Genomic DNA, 16157 nt, shown 5'->3' with positions numbered 1-16157 from the left:
GTCCCTTTTGCGGCCGTTGTGGCGGGAAAAGGATCGAGGTGGAAATGGGTTCACGCGGAGGCGCGGAGGCGCGGAGAGGAAAATAGAAGAGGATTCGCGCTGAGGCGCAAAGGTCGCAGCGAAGAGAAGAATAGGGTGGCAAAGCCGCCAATCTCTTTCCTCCTTCTTTTCTCCGCGTCTCCGCGTCTCCGCGTGAACCAGATTTCTGCGACCTCTGCGCCTCTGCGCGCATTTTCCGGCCCCTGACGAAGGAGCAGACGCCGCTTCATCGAACCGTCCCGCTCTCCCAATTGACAACATACCAACCAGTCGGTATGTAGATTCGCATGACCGCGACTCACTCCTCCTCCAGCCCTCCCGCTCGCACTCCGCGCGGCAGCGCGCGCGCTCGGCTGATCGCCGCGGCGCATCAGGAGGTGCGGCGGCAGGGCTATGCCGCGACCACGGTCGATCAGATCTGCGCCGCCGCCGGAGTCACCAAGGGCGCCTTCTTCCACCATTTCGAATCGAAGGAAGCGCTCGCGGTCGCCGCCGCCGAGGCGTGGACTGAACGCGCACGGCCGATGTTCGACATGCTGCCGCATACGAAACTCGAGGATCCGCTCGACCGCCTGCTCGGCCATATCGATTTCCGCTTTTCGCTGCTCCACGGCCCGGTCGACGGCTTCACCTGCTTCATCGGCACGATGGTGCAGGACGCCTATGCGACGAGCGAGCCGATCCGCCTCGCCTGCGAGGCGAGCATCGCCGCCTATTGCGAAGCGCTGGCCCCCGATATCGAGGCGGCGATGGACGCCTATGGCGCGCCCGACGGCATGACCGCGCTCGACCTCGCGCGCCATATCCAGTCGGTGCTGCAAGGCGGCTTCGTTCTGGCGAAAACGACGAACGATCCGGCGATTGCCCGGGAAAGCGTCGCCCACCTGACACGTTATGTCCGCATGATCTTCGGGCGGACCTGACCAAGCCGACAAGCGAGAGGAGTCCCCCCATGACTGCGTCCGACACCCCCAGGATGATCTTCGTGAATCTGCCGGTCGCCGACCTCGCCCGGTCGATGGCCTTTTACGAAGCGATCGGCTTCACCAACGAACCGCGCTTCACCGACGACACCGCCGCCGCGATGGTCTGGTCGGAGACGATCTTCGTGATGATCCTGACCCACGACAAGTGGAAGAGCTTCACCGACCGCCCGATCGCCGACCGCGGGTCGAGCGAAGTGTCGCTCGCGCTGGCGCTCGGCAGCAAGGAAGCGGTCGATGCGATGGCCGCGGCCGCCGCAGCCTCCGGTGGCACCGCCGACATCAACCCGGCGCAGGATCACGGCTTCATGTACGGCCGCGACATCCTCGACCCCGACGGCCATGTCTGGGGTCCGTTCTGGATGGACCCCGCGGTCGCGAACGGCGAGGCGCCGGTCCCCGAAACCACCGCCTGACGACACCATATTTCCCCAGGAGAGAAACGATGCCCCAGATGATTTTCGTGAACCTGCCCGTCACCGACCTCGAAAAGTCGAAAGCCTTTTACGAAGCGGTCGGCGCGACCAACAACCCCGCCTTCACCGACGACACCGCCGCCTGCATGGTCGTCGCCGAGGGGTCGATCCACGTCATGCTGCTGACGCACGCCAAATGGGCGACCTTCACGTCGAAGACGATCCCCGACGCGCATCAGAGTGCGCAGGTGCTGCTCTGCCTCTCGTCCGACAGCCGCGACGCGGTCGACGGACAGGTCGACAAGGCGGTCGCTGCGGGCGGCAAGGCCGATCCGACCCCGACGCAGGATTATGGCTTTATGTACGGCCGCAGTTTCGAGGATCCCGACGGCCATATCTGGGAAGTGATGTGGATGGACCCGGCGGCGATCCCGGCCGGCGAGCCCGCCGAAGCGGCCGCCTGACAAGAGCATGGGAGAGGAGGAAGAAATGACCGACCCCATCTCCAGCGAGAGCGTCCCCGCCAAGGGCCCGTTGATCGCAGGCCGCATCCTGAGCGGTCTTGTGATCCTCTTCCTCCTCTTCGATGCCGGGCTCAAGCTCGTGTCGCCCGAAACCGCGATCCGATACAGCCCGCCGGGGCTCGGATGGCCGCTCGACGTGTCGACGATGACTCTGCTCGGCACGCTGCTGCTGATCCCGACGCTGCTTTACATCTGGCCGCGCACCGCCATTCTCGGCGCGATCCTGATCACCGCCTATCTCGGCGGCGCGGTCGCCACGCATGTCCGCATCCACAGCCCGCTGTTCAGCCACATATTGTTCGGCGTCTACCTCGGCGTGATGCTGTGGGGCGGCCTCTGGCTGCGCGATCCCCGCGTCCGCGCGCTGATTCCGCTGTCGAAGGGAGCAATCCAATAGCGAAACTCATTTCATCGTCATTCCGGCGAAGGCCGGAATCTCGACAGAGCGGACGGACGCAAAGATGAGATCCCGGCCTTCGCCGGGATGACGAAAAGAAGATAAAGAGAAGAGGAACGAACCATGTCTGCCGTGCCAGAGATCACCGCTTACAGATCGGTTCCCGACTTCGCCTGCGGCCGCATCAAGGACATTCGCATCCGCTGGGCGCTCGACGAAATCGGGCAGCGCTACAGCACACGGCTGATCGGCGGCATTTTCGAGGACAAGGCACCGGCCTATCTCGCCGATCAGCCGTTCGGACAGGTTCCGGTCTATAAGGAGGATGGCCTGATCCTGTTCGAAACGGGTTCGATCCTGATCCACATCGGCGAGGCCGGCGCGCGCCTGCTGTCGCGCGACGCAAAAGGGCGCGGGCGCGCGATCAGCTGGATGATCGCCGCGCTCAACAGCGTCGAGCCCATGATCCAGACGCTGGTGGTGCTGACCGTCAAGGGACAGGGCACCGACTGGCTTGCCGACGCCACGGCCGCGGCGAAACCCTTTGCCGAGCAGCGGCTGGCGCGCTTGTCGCAGGCGCTCGGGGACCGCGACTGGCTGGAAGCTGATTTTTCGATCGGCGACATCGTGATGATCGACGTGCTGCGCAACGCAAACCCGGAGTTGCTGGCGCCGCACCCCAATCTGACCGCCTATGTCGCGCGCGGCACGTCGCGCCCGGCCTTTCAAAGCGCGATGGCGGCGCATCTCGCCGACTGCGCGGTCGGCGAACCGCTGCCTGCCTGACCCCCAAACTCAAGCGAGGAAATAGAGCCATGCCCGTGAACCCCGACAGCCGCCTCGAAATCACCGCTTTCGACTGGGTGCCCGACTTCGCGCGCGGCTTCGTCCGCGATCTCCGCCCGCGCTGGGCGTGCGAGGAGATCGGACTCGACTATGCCGAGCATCTGATCAGCGCGATCAACCGCCCCGCCGATCATTTCCTGTTCCAGCCGTGGGGTCAGGTGCCGGTGCTCGACGACGGCGGCGTCCGCCTGTTCGAAAGCGGCGCGATCCTGCTTCATCTCGCCGAAAAGGACGCGCGGCTGCTGCCCCGCGACGGTCAGGCGCGCGCCAACACCCTCGCCTGGCTCTTCGCCGCCTATAACAGCGTCGAGCCGATGCTGTTCGAACTCGGCAATGTCGACCTGTTCGCGAAAGACGAGGAATGGGCGAAACTCCGCCGCCCGAGCCTGATCGAGTTCATTCAGGGCCGGCTCGGCCGCCTGAACGACGCCATCGGCGACAAATCCTATCTGGCGGGCGACTTCACCGTCGCCGACATCGCAATGGCGACCGTGCTCCGCGAAGCCGTCGAGGCCGGCCTGGTCGCCGAGCAGCCACGGCTGCAGGGCTATTTGGACCGCTGCCTCGCTCGCTCCGCCTTCCAGCGCGCGCTCGCCGCGCAGCTTGCCGCCTTCAGCGAAGAAGCGGGACCGCCCGCCGCCTGATCCCGAACTCCAGCCCCCGAGGAGAGACAAGATGACCTATGTGGAAGGATTCGTGCTCGCGGTACCGACCGCCAACAAGGAAGCTTATCGCAAGCACGCCGCCGACGCGGCGCCGCTGTTCAAGGAATATGGCGCGGCCCGCATGGTCGAGACCTGGGGCGACGACGTCCCCGACGGCAAGGTCAACGACTTCAAGAGCGCGGTGCAGGCGAAGCCCGACGAAACCGTCGTCTTCAGCTGGTTCGAATATCCCGACCGCGCCACCCGCGACGCCGCGAACGAAAAGATGATGAGCGATCCGCGCATGGAGGCGATGGGCGCGAACATGCCCTTCGACGGAATGCGGATGATCTTCGCCGGCTTCGATTCGATGATCGACGACCGCGCGGACGGGAGCATGGGCTATGTCGACGGCTATCTCGTCCCCGTCCCCGACGACAACAAGGACGCCTATCGCGCGATGGCCGCCAAGGCGTCCGAAGTCTTCCGCGACCATGGCGCGACGCGCGTCGTCGAGGCGTGGGGCGACGATGTGCCCGACGGCAAGATCACCGATTATCACCGCGCCGCGCACCGGAAGGACGGTGAGACCGTCGTCTTCAGCTGGGTCGAGTGGCCCGACAAGGAAACGCGCATGGCGGGCTGGGACAAGGTGATGAAGGACGAGCGGATGCAGCATGATCCGAACGACCAGACCTTCGACGGCAAGCGCATGATCTACGGCGGCTTTGCGCCGATCGTCGAGGCGTGAACCAATCCTCCCTGTGGCGAAGCCATGGGGAGGTGGCAGCCCGCAAGGGCTGACGGAGGGGCACGGGCGCGACGTCGCGGCCCCTCCACCACCGCTTCGCGGCGGTCCCCCTCCCCACCGCTGCGCGGCAGGGAGGATCTGGAGAGAGATTATGAACCATATCGCCTATCCCAACGAAAGCGCCGCCTATCGTGCCGCGCGCAACGCGCTTCTGGGCGAAGAGATCGCGCTCCGCCGCCGGATCGAGGCGGTCGCCGCGCAGCGCCGCGCCCTGCCCCCCGGCGGCGAGATCGCCGAGGATTATGTCTTCGAGCGCATCGGCGCGCACCAGCGGCCCGAGACGGTGACGCTGTCCGGACTGTTCGGCGACAGGCCGAGCATCATCCTCTACAGCTTCATGTTCGGCCCCGACCGCGATGTCCCCTGCCCCGGCTGCACGCACATGCTCGATTCGGTCGACGGCGGCGCGCGCTATATCGACGACCGCGCGCCGCTCTATATCGTCGCCAAATCGCCGATCGCGCGGCTCGTCGAATGGGCGCGGCTGCGCGGTTGGCATCACCTGAGCTTCCTGTCGGACGTCACCACTCGCTATTCGGCCGATTATTTCGGCGACACGCGCAAATTCCCGCCCGCGATGCGCGCCGACCGCGATCTGAAGGACGGCGAGGAGTGGGACGAGACGATCTTCAACGTCTTCCGCAAGGAAGGCGGCACCGTCCGCCATCACTGGGGCAGCGAAATGGCGTTCGCGCCATCCGACCCCGGCCAGCACCACCGCGCCGGCGACCTCGTCGATTCGCTGTGGGGCCTGCTCGACATGACCCCCGAGGGCCGCGGGGATTATTTCCCGACCGTGGAAGGAACCAAGCCATGACCGACGCCGCCAACTTCATCTGGTACGAACTGATGACTCCCGACCCGGCGGGCGCCGCGCGCTTCTATGGCGCCGTCGTCGGCTGGACGATCGCCGCGACACGCGACCCCGCCGCAGGCGATGTCGACTATCGCATGATCGGCCGCAGCGACGGCGGCAATGCCGGCGGCATCCTCGCGCTGAATGCCGACATGCTCGCCGGTGGCGCGCGGCCGGCGTGGCTCGGCTATATCCACGCCCCCGACGTCGATGCCGCGATCGCCGCGATCAAGGCCGACGGCGGCGCGGTGCATATGCCCGCGACCGACCTGCCCGTCGGGCGCATCGCGATGGTGTCCGACCCGCAGAGCGCCGCCTTCTACATCATGGACCCGGTGCCGCCCCCGGGCATGGAGGGCATGGAGAGCGACGTCTTCTCGGTCGACCAGCCGCAGCGCGTCCGCTGGAACGAGCTGTCGACGAGCGATCCCGACGCCGCCATCGCCTTCTACACCCGGCATTTCGGCTGGGGGCAGGACGGCGCGATGGATATGGGCGACATGGGCGCCTACCGCTTCCTGCAGCGCGGCGACGTGGGCATCGGCGCGGTGATGCCGCTGATGCCCGGCATGCCTGCCGCTATGTGGAGCTTCTACATCGGCGTCGACGACATCGACCGCGCCCATGCCGCGGTGACCGCGAACGGCGGCCGCATCCTGACCGAACCGATGGAGATCCCCGGCGGGGAATATGCGATGAACGGCGTCGATCCCCAAGGCGCCGCCTTCGGCCTGGTGGGACCGCGGAAGAGCTGAACGATAAACACTCGCCCCCATTCGAGATCCCGGCGAAGGCCGGGATCTCGACGGATCGGTCAAGAAGCGCGGGCGAGACCCCGGCCTTCGCCGGGGTGACGAACTGAAAGGAGAGAGACATGCCGAACCAACCCGACCAGCGCCCGAGCTCGGGCCTGACCCCGCATATCGCCATCCCCGACAAGCGCGGCACCGAGGCGATCGATTTCTATCGCAAGGCGTTCGGCGCGACCGAGCGGATGCGCGTCCCCGCCGACGACGGGGTGCGGCTGATGCACGCGCACCTCACCGTCAACGGCGCATCGCTGATGATGCACGACGATTTCCCCGAATATACGGGGCACGCGATGGCGGCACCGACCGGCATGACCCTGCACCTCAGCGTCGATGACACCGACGCCTGGTACGAACGCGCGATCGCGGCGGGAGCCGCGTCGACGCTCGAACCGCACGATGCTTTCTGGGGGGACCGCTATGCCCAGGTGAAAGATCCGTTCGGCCATCTCTGGTCGATCGGCGGGCCCGTCAAAGGAGAGAAATAATGTCGAACCAACCCCTAAATCAACCCACGGGCCAGGCCGTGACCCTCTGCCTCTGGTACGACAAGGATGCCGAGGAAGCTGCCAATTTCTATGCCGCGACCTTTCCGGGCAGCCGGGTCGGCAGCGTCCACCGCGCGCCGGGCGATTTTCCCGGCGGCAAGCAAGGCGATGCGCTGACGGTCGATTTCACCGTCCTCGGCATTCCCTGCGTCGGCCTCAACGGCGGTCCGGTCTTTCCGCACAGCGAGGCCTTTTCCTTTCAGGTCCACACCGACACGCAGGAAGAGACCGACCGTTACTGGAACGCGATCGTCGGTAACGGCGGGCAGGAAAGCGCCTGCGGCTGGTGCAAGGACAAATGGGGCCTCAACTGGCAGATCACCCCGCGCGCCCTGACCGACGCGACGATGGGCGGCGACCCCGCGGTCGCGAAGCGCGCCTTCGACGCGATGATGACGATGAAGAAGATCGACATCGCCGCAATCGAGGCCGCGGTCCGGGGTGAGGCCGTTGGCTAATCGCCCGCTCTTCGCCTGGGCGCTCTGCGGCACGCTCGACATCGTCTATGCCTCGGTGTGGAGCGTGCTTGCGGGCGGCACCGTCGGCGGAATGCTGCGCGGCGTCGCCAAGGGACCGTTCGGCGACGGCGCCGCCGGCTGGGGCCTCGGCGGCGCGCTCGCGGGGCTTGCGACGCATTATGCGATCATGGGCGCGATGGTCGCCTTCTGGTTCGCTGCCGTCCGCCGCGCCCCGGCGCTCCGCGAGCCGTGGTGGCTCACCGGCACCCTCTATGGCGTCATCCTCTATCTGGTGATGAACGCGCTCGTGCTGCCGCTCCGCTTCGGCGCACCCTTCCCGCCCGCCGATCTCGTCAAGGGCGCCATCGCGCTCTTTCCCCACATTTTCTTCATCGGCCTGCCGCTGGCATGGCTGACACGAAAGGCCGTCTGATGCCGATCCTCTATGGTCACCCCTTTTCGAGCTACACCTGGAAGGCGCTGATCGCGCTCTACGAAAAGGACATCGCCTTCGACTATCGCATCCTCGAGGCCGAATGGCCGCAGCATGGCGAGGAGCTCAAATCGCACTGGCCGGTCGGCAAGTTCCCGCTGCTCGTCGGCGACGACGGCCGCGCCTGGTTCGAGGCATCGATCATCATCGAATATCTCGACCGTCTGACGCCCGAACCGCGGCTGATCCCGCAGGATTTCGAAGCGGCGATGCAGGTCCGCCTGCTCGACCGCGTCTTCGACAATCATGTCATGACTCCGATGCAGGAGGTGGTGAACGACGCGCTGCGCGGCCCCGAAAATCACCTGCCGATGATCGTCGATCAGGCGAAAGCGCGGCTGGAGACCATCTATGGCTGGCTCGACAAGGAGCTCGCGGCGGGCGGCTGGGCGGCACCGACCGGCTTCAGCCTCGCCGATTGCGCCGCAGCCCCATCGCTGTTCTACGCCGACTGGGTCCATCCGATCGCCGCGGCCCATGCGAACCTGCGCGCCTATCGCGCGCGCCTGCTCGCGCATCCATCGGTCGCGCGCTGCGTCGAGGACGCCCGCCCCTATCGCGCCTATTTCCCGCTCGGCGCCCCCGACCGCGACTGACGTCAGGAGAAGAGACATGAGCGAACCCCGCGAACTGTCGGTATCGACCTTCATCGCCGCGCCGCCGGACAAGGTCTGGCAGGCGATGACCGATCGCATGGCCGAATGGTGGTGCCCGAAACCCTGGACCGTCACGCTCGACGCGATCGACCTCAGCCCCGGCGGCCGCTGCGCAATGACGATGCACGGGCCGGAGGGCGAGACGATGCCGAGCGACGGGATATTCCTCGAAGTCGTGCCGGGCCGGCGCTTCGTCACCACCGACGCGGTCGTCCGCGACGAAAGCGGCCGCCTCGCCCCCGCCGGCCCCTTCATGATCGGCGGCTGGGAAATCGAACCCGAAGCGGGCGGCACCCGCTTCACCGGCTGGGCGCGCCACTGGACCGATGAGGCGGTGGCGCAGCATGAAGCAATGGGCTTCACCCCCGGCTGGAGCGCGGTGGCCGAGCAGTTGAAGGCGCTGTGCGAGGCCGATTGAACGCCCGTCCGTCATCCCGGCGAAGGCCGGGATCTCGCCCTATCAGAGTAACGCTCCAGTGAGATCCCGGCCTTCGCCGGGATGACGGGGATATTACAAACGCCGTCCCATATCGCGGTTAACGCCGCACTGACGCTGCCGCTTCGCCCTTTGGAAACCGCGCGCGCGCGAAGGCGGGCCCATGGTTTCGCCGGCCGCTCTCGTCCGCACCCTCCTTATCGCCGCTTTCGCGGCGCTGTTGGCGTTCGCCCCGGCCAGCGCCCAGCAGGTCGTGACCGTCACCACGACGGTGACGTGGACCTATGACACGGGCGATGACAGAGCCGACGCGGACGATGGCGACGTCATCGACGAAAGCGCCGCGCTGCTCGCCGATGAAGAGCTTGCCGACGGGAGGCTCGCCGAAGACGCCGACCTCGGCGCGACGCGCCGCTATGCGCCCTCGGCCACTCTCGCGACGCTCGGCCAGGCGAAGGCGCGCTTCGGTCCCTTCGCGGTCGTCGACGGAACGACGGTTCGGATGGCGGGCGACGTCACCTCGGCGACGCCGCGCCAGTTCGCGGCGATGCTCGCGGCCTTTCCGGGTCTCAAGCGGCTCGAGATGATCGACTGCCCCGGCAGCCTCGACGAGGAGGCCAATCTGATCCTCGCCCGCGCGATCCGCCGCGCCGGGCTCGAAACCATCGTCCCGAGCGGCGGTTCGGTGCGGTCGGGCGCGGTCGAGCTCTGGCTCGCCGGCGCCGTCCGCCGCGCCGCGGCCGACGCCGAATTCGGCGTCCATAGCTGGGCCGACGAAACCGGCCGCGAAGCCAACGACTATCCCGCCGACGACCCGGTGCATGCCGAATATCTGAGCTATTACCGCGAAATGGGCATGGACGACGCGAAGGCTCGCGCCTTTTATGCGCTCACCAATGCGACGCCGTTCGACGACGTCCGCTACCTGACCCGCGCCGACATGGCGCGCTTCGTGACGCTGAACTGATCGTCGCCATTCCCCTGCGAAAGGCGACGTGTTTTAGGGTTGCAACTCACCCCGGCCTTTCCCACATCGCCTGCCATGACAGGGCGCAGCCTCTACCAGCGATTGCGATCGAACGCGCAGGTCCGCACCCTCCTGTTCTGCGCCGGGGTGCTGCTGATCGTCGCCGGGGTGATCATCGCCCCGCTGCCCGGCCCCGGCTTCGTCATCCTGTCCCCGGTCGGGCTGATGCTCTGCCTTCAGAACAGCGCCTGGGCAAAGCGCCGCTACGTCCGCTTCAAACGGCGCCATCCGCGCTACGGCGACTGGACCGACCGGGTGATGCGCCGCGTCAGCGCCGCGCGCCGCCGCGCCCGCGACCGGATCGAGGATATCCTCGATGACGATTGATCGCGGAACACGATCGGGGACGATTGACTTTGTCCCGAATCCCGCTTATCCGCGCCCCCGACAGTGGCCGCCCACGCTTGGCGGCCCTTTTCTGTTGCAGCATTTGACGAGATCTAGGGAAAACCGCGATGAAGCGCACCTATCAACCGAGCCGCCTCGTGCGCAAGCGCCGTCACGGCTTCCGCGCCCGCAAGGCGACCGTCGGCGGCCGCAAGGTCCTCGCCGCCCGTCGCGCACGCGGTCGCGCGAAGCTGTCGGCCTAAGCGCCGACGCTTCGTCGCCAAGCCTGGAGGGATCTGGGCTGGTGCGAACGCTTTCCAAACGCAGCGAATTTCTGGCCGCGAACCGCGGCCTTCGCTTTCCCATGCCCGGCTTCGTCCTCCTCGTCCGCCCGCGCGGCGACGATGACGCTGTGCCAGGCATCGGCTTTACCGTCAGCAAGAAGGTCGGCAATTCGGTCACCCGCAACCGGATGAAGCGGCGGTTTCGCAAACTGGCCCGCGCCGCGCTGCCCGAATCGGGAATTGCCGGCGCCGATCATGTGCTGATCGGCCGACCGGGCGGGAATGCCATCGCCTTTGCCGAACTGGCGGGCCATCTCGAATCGGCGCTGAAGCGCGCGGCGAAGAAGCTCGCGAAATGACCGGCTGTCCTACATTGCTTCGCTGGCATAAGATTTCGGCATGAGGATATTTCCGTCCGTGTCGAACATGCGAATTGCGAGTGAAGTTGCGCAGTTTTCCGGGCCTTTCGCATGATCGCCCGCCTGCTCATCCTGATCGCGCGTGGCTGGCAGCTCGGCCCGTCGCGCATCCTGCCGCCGACCTGCCGCTATGCACCGTCGTGCAGCGAATATGCGATCGTCGCGCTGAAGCGCCATGGTGCGATCAAGGGTGGCTGGCTGGCGACAAAGCGGCTATTGCGCTGCCACCCTTGGGGGGGCCATGGTTACGACCCGGTGCCGTAAGGCGTCCTTTCCCGACATTTTGAGACGAAGAGAGACCGAACAGCGTGGACGACAAGCGTAACTGGATCACGGCAATCTTGCTGTCGGCGGCCATCCTGCTCGGCTGGAACTTCGTCTCGCAGAAATTCTTGCCCACCCCGCCGAAGCCCGATGTGACGAAGACCCTCGCAGGCGCGGACGGGGCGGCCAATCCGGCGGTGCCCGCGCAGCCCGGAACTCCCGCGGCACCTGCGGCGGCGGCGCCAACGGTCCAGACGGCCGTTCCGGTGGAAACGGCGCTCGCCTCGGGCAACCGGGTCGCGATAGAAACCCCGGCATTGTCGGGATCGATCAGCCTCGTCGGCGCGCGGATCGACGACATCACGCTCACCAAATACCGCCAGACGATCAAGAAGGATTCGCCCCCCGTCCGGCTCTTCGCGCCCGCGAACACCAAGGCCGCCTATTTCGCCAGCGTCGGCTGGTCGGCGCAGGGCATCGAGGTTCCGGGGCCGGCCACCGTCTGGACCGCGAGCGGCGCCAAACTGACCCCGGCCACCCCCGTAACGCTGAGCTGGGCGAACGGCACCGGGCAAAGCTTTCGCATCGAATACAGCATCGACGACGACTATTTGATCACGGCGAAGCAAACCGTCGCTAACGCAGGCGCAACGCCCGTGGCCGTTCAAAGCGACGCCTTTATCATTCGCGGAGGTCGACCGACTCACCCCGAAGACCACGACACCACCACTATCCATTCGGGTCCGACCGGACTTCTGGACAGTAAATCGAATTTCACCAATTATGATGAGATTGAAAAGGCCGACAACGGTTTGATGAATTTCAAGTCAGTCGGCTGGATCGGGTTTACCGACAAATACTGGCTCTCAGCGATCGTCCCTGCAGAAAGCCAAAGGGCATCTGGCTTTTTCAAATCGCTGCCAAACAAGGGCTTTCAGGCGTTCTTCTCAAGCGGACTCAACCAGATTGCACCGGGCCGTCAAATCACGACAACCAGCCGCGTCTTCGTCGGTGCCAAAGAAGTTTCCACCCTTCAGCGGTACGAGAAGGATCTTAACATCCCTCGCCTTTCAAATGCGATTGACTGGGGCTGGTTCGAATTTTTTGAGGTACCGATCTTCAAGCTGCTCGACTGGCTGTTCCATCAGGTCGGCAATTTCGGCGTCGCGATCATGCTGCTGACGGTGATCATCCGCGCGCTGATGTTCCCGGTCGCGCAGCGCCAGTTCCATTCGATGGCGCAGATGCGCCTCGTTCAGCCCAAGATGAAGGCGCTGCAGGAACGCTACAAGGACGACAAGCCGCGCCAGCAACAGGAGCTCATGAAGCTCTACAAGGATGAGAAGATCAATCCGCTCGCAGGCTGCCTGCCGATCGTCCTCCAGATTCCGATCTTCTATGCGCTCTACAAGGTGCTGATGCTGACGATCGAAATGCGCCACCAGCCCTTCGTGCTGTGGATCAGGGATCTGTCGGCGCCCGATCCGGCGCATTTCCTCAACCTGTTCGGCCTCTTGAATTTCACGCCGCCGTCGCTGCTCGCCCTCGGGCCGCTCGCGCTGATCCTCGGCGTCACCATGTTCCTGCAGTTCCGCCTCAACCCGCAGGCGACCGACCCGGTGCAGCAGCAGGTGTTCAAGATCATGCCGTGGCTGTTCATGTTCATCATGGCGCCCTTCGCGGCGGGCCTGCTGCTCTACTGGATCACCAACAACTGCCTGTCGATCGCGCAGCAGCAGTTCATGTACCGCAAGTTCCCGCAGCTTCGGGCGGCGCCGGTCAAGTGATCCCTTCCCCTTCCCTCGTCATTCCCGCGCAAGCGGGAACCCAGAGCGTGAAAGCGCGGACTTCGGCGGCATCCGCTGGGTCCCCGCTTGCGCGGGGATGACGAAGATGGATGAGGTCGACCCCACGCTCCCCGAACGCGCGCGCAAGCTGTTCGCGGGCCCGATCGCCTTCCTGAAATCGGCGCCCGCGCTCCAGCACCTGCCCGCGCCTTCGGTGCCCGAGATCGCCTTCGCGGGCCGCTCGAACGTCGGCAAATCCTCGCTGCTCAACGCGCTGACCAACCGCAACGGCCTCGCGCGCACCTCGGTGACCCCGGGGCGGACGCAGGAACTCAACTATTTCGACGTCGGCGCGCCCCTGGTGTTCCGGCTCGTCGACATGCCCGGCTACGGCTTTGCCAAGGCGCCGAAGGATGTCGTCAAGAAATGGCGCTTTCTGGTGAACGATTACCTCCGCGGCCGGCAGGTGCTCAAGCGCACGCTGGTGCTGATCGACAGCCGCCACGGCATCAAGGACGTCGACCGCGAGGTGCTCGAAATGCTCGACACCGCGGCGGTCAGCTATCGCCTCGTGCTCACCAAGGCCGACAAGGTCAAGGCGAGCGACCTCACCGCCATCCACGCCGCGACCGAGGCCGAGGCGCGCAAGCACCCCGCCGCGCACCCTGAGGTGATCGCGACGAGCAGCGAGAAAGGCCTAGGAATCGCAGAGTTGCGCACCGCGGTGCTGGAAGCGGTGGAAAGCTAATCTCTCCCCTCCCGCTTGCGGGAGGGGCCGGGGGAGGGCATGTTAAAGGGATTCCGGGCCGAAACAGGCCCTCCCCTAGCCCCTCCCGCAAGCGGGAGGGGAAACCGGAGAGCGCATGAAACTGTTCATCGGCAACAAGGCCTATTCGAGCTGGAGCCTGCGCGGCTGGCTCGCGGCGCGGCACAGCGGGTTGCCCTTCGAGGAAGTCGCCGTCCCGCTCTATGACGAGGACTGGTCGAACCGGCGCGAGGGCGACGAGTTCGCGCCGTCGGGCGGCAAGGTGCCTATCCTGTGGGACGGCGCCGACACCGTGGTCTGGGACAGCCTGGCGATCATCGACTATCTCAACGAAAAGACCGGCGGTACCCGCGGCTATTGGCCCGACGATATGGCCGCGCGGGCGATGGCACGCTCGATGGCGGCCGAAATGCATTCGAGCTTCGCGGCGCTCCGCCGCGATTGCAGCATGAACATCCGCCGCATCTATCCCGCCGCCGAACTCGCGCCCGACGTCCAGGCCGACGTCATCCGCATCATGCAGATCTGGGCCGAGGCGCGTGCGCGCTTCGGCGGCGAGGGCGATTATCTGTTCGGCGACTGGTCGGCCGCCGACATGATGTTCGCGCCCGTCGTCACCCGCTTCGTCACTTACTCGATCGCGCTCCCGCGCTTCGCCATCCCCTATTGCCAGGCGGTGATCAGCCACCCGCACATGCAGGAATGGATCGGCGGCGCGCAGGCCGAGGACTGGGTGATCGAGGCGTTCGAGGGACCGGCCGAGGGTTGAGGCGAACGACGGCGGTCGATCGGTTGCGAACCTTTCACGTCTCGTCACCCCAAAGCAAACGTCAGCGGCGGGGATAATCCTGGGGATAAAGCTGTGGATCAGCCGTTGAGGCTGCGCCGGATCGCCGCAATCTCGGCGTCGAGTTCGCTGTCGTGGACGCGAAGCGCCTCGACCGTGCGCACCGCGTGGATCACCGTCGAATGATCGCGCCCGCCGAAGCGGCGGCCGATCTCGGGATAGGAGCGCGGCGTCAGTTCCTTTGCCAGATACATGGCGACCTGACGCGGGCGCGCGATCGCGCGGACGCGGCGCTTCGACGCCATTTCGGCCTTGTCGAGCCGGTAGTGCGCGCAGACCGCGCGCTGAATCTCGTCGATCGTGATCCGCGGGCGCGCGCTGCGGACATTTTCCGCAAGCCGGTCCTCGGCCAGCGTGAGGTCGATCACCGTCCCGGTGAGCGCCGCATAAGCGAGCAGCTTGTTGAGCGCGCCTTCGAGCTCGCGGATGTTGCGGGTGAAATGCTTGACCAGATAAGCGACGACCGGATCGGGTACCTCGACCATCGGCATCGCGGCGAGCCGCTGACGGATGATCCGTTCGCGCAGATCGTCTTCGGGCGCCTCGATATCGGCGACGAGTCCGCCCGACAGCCGCGACAGCAGGCGCGCCTCGACCCCGTCGAGCATCGCGGGCGGGCGGTCGGCGGTGACGACGAGGCGCTTGCCCGCGGTCATCAGGTCGTCGATCGTGTGGAGCAGTTCTTCCTGGGTCGAATTCTTGCCGATCACGAACTGCAGATCGTCGAGCAGCAGCAGGTCGGCGGCGCGCAGCCGCGCCTTGAACGCCATCATGTCGCCGCCGCGCATCGCGCCGACGAATTCGAGCATGAACTTCTCGGCCGACATCAGGATGATCGTCGCGGTCGGATGCGCCGCGGCATAATCTTGCGCGATCGCCTGCAAGAGGTGCGTCTTGCCCTGCCCGGTCCCCGAGCAGAGATAGAGCGGGTTGAACTGCGGCGTCTCGACCATCGCCATGCGGCGCGCGGCGTTGGCGGCGAGGATGTTCGAGCGCGCGACGACGAAGCGGTCGAACGACAGGCGCGGATCGAAGCCGAGCAAAGCAGGGTTGGCGGCGACGGGCTGCGGCGGCTCGAACGCCGGCAGCGGCTGCGTCGCCAGCGTCTCGGCGCGGGCGGCCGCGGCGGCTCCGCCGCGCACGGTCACGCCGCGTACGGCGGGCAGATGCTGGCGCCATGCGAGTTCGAGCCGGTCGCCGAAGCGTTCGTTGATCCAGTTCGCCGAAAAGCGGCTCTGCGTCTCGAGCGTCACAACGCCCGACAGGGTGCAATAATCGGCAAAGCGGACAGGCTTCAGCCAATGGTCGAAGGTACGCGCGCCGAGATCGCGGCGCAGGCCTTCGGCGACGCGCGGCCAGAGCGTAGCGGCTTCTCCGCTCACTGCTCCGTTCCTTGCGTCCATGCCATGCCGATCCCCGCCTTGTATCACGCCGTGCCGCCCCCTCGCTGCCCCCGTTCGGTTCCTCGCGCGGCCGGTCACACGCAAATTCGTCGCTGCCTGCGTCAGGACGCAAACATT

The 16157-nt window shown here is 66.1% G+C and carries 23 protein-coding genes and 1 pseudogene; 23 read left to right on the top strand and 1 reads right to left on the bottom strand.

The genetic code is table 11. The features are described 5' to 3' along the window. Window positions 1-326: 326 nt before the first annotated feature. From NP825_RS00120 to NP825_RS00010, 23 genes and pseudogenes are all read left to right on the top strand, one after another. Entirely contained in the window at window positions 327-962 is a 636-nt protein-coding gene (locus NP825_RS00120; RefSeq protein ID WP_257547357.1) for a TetR/AcrR family transcriptional regulator, read from the top strand. 29 nt (window positions 963-991) lie between these two features. Beyond that, on the top strand, window positions 992-1438 hold the full coding sequence (locus NP825_RS00115) for a VOC family protein (protein ID WP_257547355.1): 447 nt from the start codon (window positions 992-994) through the stop codon (window positions 1436-1438). 29 nt (window positions 1439-1467) lie between these two features. Then, complete coding sequence (locus tag NP825_RS00110) at window positions 1468-1902, top strand: VOC family protein (protein WP_257547353.1); 435 nt, start codon at window positions 1468-1470, stop codon at window positions 1900-1902. Between the two features lie 25 nt (window positions 1903-1927). Continuing rightward, window positions 1928-2359 carry a DoxX family protein gene (locus NP825_RS00105; RefSeq protein WP_257547350.1) on the top strand — a complete coding sequence of 144 codons (432 nt, stop codon included), beginning with the start codon at window positions 1928-1930 and terminating at the stop codon, window positions 2357-2359. A 123-nt stretch (window positions 2360-2482) separates the two neighbouring features. After that, window positions 2483-3145, top strand: coding sequence for a glutathione S-transferase family protein (locus NP825_RS00100; protein ID WP_257547348.1), 663 nt, complete (start codon window positions 2483-2485; stop codon window positions 3143-3145). A 29-nt stretch (window positions 3146-3174) separates the two neighbouring features. Continuing rightward, window positions 3175-3849, top strand: a complete 675-nt coding sequence (locus tag NP825_RS00095) for a glutathione S-transferase family protein (RefSeq protein ID WP_257547346.1) — start codon at window positions 3175-3177, stop codon at window positions 3847-3849. A 31-nt stretch (window positions 3850-3880) separates the two neighbouring features. Next, a pseudogene (locus NP825_RS00090) lies at window positions 3881-4213 on the top strand (DUF1428 domain-containing protein); the annotation flags it as partial. Beyond that, window positions 4190-4600: a DUF1428 domain-containing protein gene (locus NP825_RS00085; protein WP_374046573.1), complete on the top strand. Its 411-nt coding sequence runs from the start codon at window positions 4190-4192 to the stop codon at window positions 4598-4600. The pseudogene NP825_RS00090 and the gene NP825_RS00085, both read left to right, overlap by 24 nt. A gap of 151 nt (window positions 4601-4751) precedes the next feature. Continuing rightward, window positions 4752-5477: a DUF899 family protein gene (locus NP825_RS00080; protein WP_257547344.1), complete on the top strand. Its 726-nt coding sequence runs from the start codon at window positions 4752-4754 to the stop codon at window positions 5475-5477. Next, entirely contained in the window at window positions 5474-6271 is a 798-nt protein-coding gene (locus tag NP825_RS00075; RefSeq protein ID WP_257547342.1) for a VOC family protein, read from the top strand. Before NP825_RS00080 ends, NP825_RS00075 begins: the two co-directional genes overlap by 4 nt. A gap of 119 nt (window positions 6272-6390) precedes the next feature. Beyond that, the gene (locus NP825_RS00070) at window positions 6391-6813 is read left to right on the top strand and encodes a glyoxalase/bleomycin resistance/extradiol dioxygenase family protein (RefSeq protein ID WP_257547340.1); all 423 of its coding nucleotides are present in this window, start codon (window positions 6391-6393) and stop codon (window positions 6811-6813) included. Continuing rightward, entirely contained in the window at window positions 6813-7331 is a 519-nt protein-coding gene (locus tag NP825_RS00065; protein WP_257547338.1) for a VOC family protein, read from the top strand. Before NP825_RS00070 ends, NP825_RS00065 begins: the two co-directional genes overlap by 1 nt. Further along, window positions 7315-7764 (top strand): hypothetical protein, encoded by a 450-nt coding sequence (locus tag NP825_RS00060; RefSeq protein ID WP_257547336.1) that lies wholly within the window; start codon window positions 7315-7317, stop codon window positions 7762-7764. Before NP825_RS00065 ends, NP825_RS00060 begins: the two co-directional genes overlap by 17 nt. Further along, a complete protein-coding gene (locus NP825_RS00055; protein ID WP_257547334.1) occupies window positions 7740-8420 on the top strand; it encodes a glutathione S-transferase family protein in 681 nt (226 codons plus the stop codon). Before NP825_RS00060 ends, NP825_RS00055 begins: the two co-directional genes overlap by 25 nt. A gap of 16 nt (window positions 8421-8436) precedes the next feature. After that, on the top strand, window positions 8437-8898 hold the full coding sequence (locus NP825_RS00050) for an SRPBCC domain-containing protein (RefSeq protein WP_257547332.1): 462 nt from the start codon (window positions 8437-8439) through the stop codon (window positions 8896-8898). Window positions 8899-9079: 181 nt separating this feature from the next. Then, the gene (locus NP825_RS00045; RefSeq protein ID WP_257547330.1) at window positions 9080-9883 is read left to right on the top strand and encodes an alpha/beta hydrolase; all 804 of its coding nucleotides are present in this window, start codon (window positions 9080-9082) and stop codon (window positions 9881-9883) included. Window positions 9884-9958: 75 nt separating this feature from the next. Next, the gene (locus NP825_RS00040; protein ID WP_257547328.1) at window positions 9959-10270 is read left to right on the top strand and encodes a PGPGW domain-containing protein; all 312 of its coding nucleotides are present in this window, start codon (window positions 9959-9961) and stop codon (window positions 10268-10270) included. A 128-nt stretch (window positions 10271-10398) separates the two neighbouring features. Then, window positions 10399-10533 carry a 50S ribosomal protein L34 gene (rpmH, locus tag NP825_RS00035; RefSeq protein ID WP_037554958.1) on the top strand — a complete coding sequence of 45 codons (135 nt, stop codon included), beginning with the start codon at window positions 10399-10401 and terminating at the stop codon, window positions 10531-10533. A gap of 41 nt (window positions 10534-10574) precedes the next feature. Continuing rightward, the gene (gene rnpA, locus NP825_RS00030) at window positions 10575-10913 is read left to right on the top strand and encodes a ribonuclease P protein component (protein ID WP_257547323.1); all 339 of its coding nucleotides are present in this window, start codon (window positions 10575-10577) and stop codon (window positions 10911-10913) included. A gap of 111 nt (window positions 10914-11024) precedes the next feature. Then, a complete protein-coding gene (gene yidD, locus NP825_RS00025) occupies window positions 11025-11237 on the top strand; it encodes a membrane protein insertion efficiency factor YidD (RefSeq protein WP_054586362.1) in 213 nt (70 codons plus the stop codon). A gap of 44 nt (window positions 11238-11281) precedes the next feature. After that, entirely contained in the window at window positions 11282-13024 is a 1743-nt protein-coding gene (gene yidC, locus NP825_RS00020; protein WP_257547316.1) for a membrane protein insertase YidC, read from the top strand. Between the two features lie 97 nt (window positions 13025-13121). After that, a complete protein-coding gene (gene yihA, locus NP825_RS00015; protein ID WP_257547314.1) occupies window positions 13122-13772 on the top strand; it encodes a ribosome biogenesis GTP-binding protein YihA/YsxC in 651 nt (216 codons plus the stop codon). Window positions 13773-13887: 115 nt separating this feature from the next. Continuing rightward, window positions 13888-14559 carry a glutathione S-transferase family protein gene (locus NP825_RS00010; protein WP_257547312.1) on the top strand — a complete coding sequence of 224 codons (672 nt, stop codon included), beginning with the start codon at window positions 13888-13890 and terminating at the stop codon, window positions 14557-14559. A 98-nt stretch (window positions 14560-14657) separates the two neighbouring features. Here NP825_RS00010 and dnaA read toward each other — a convergent pair whose 3' ends face one another. Then, the gene (dnaA, locus tag NP825_RS00005) at window positions 14658-16019 is read right to left on the bottom strand and encodes a chromosomal replication initiator protein DnaA (RefSeq protein ID WP_257547310.1); all 1362 of its coding nucleotides are present in this window, start codon (window positions 16017-16019) and stop codon (window positions 14658-14660) included. Between the last annotated feature and the right edge of the window lie 138 nt (window positions 16020-16157).

The organism is Sphingopyxis sp. DBS4 (assembly GCF_024628865.1).
Taxonomy (GTDB): Bacteria; Pseudomonadota; Alphaproteobacteria; order Sphingomonadales; family Sphingomonadaceae; genus Sphingopyxis.
The sequence above is the reverse complement of the archived record's forward strand: the minus strand, read 5'-3'. Positions and strand labels throughout refer to the sequence as shown.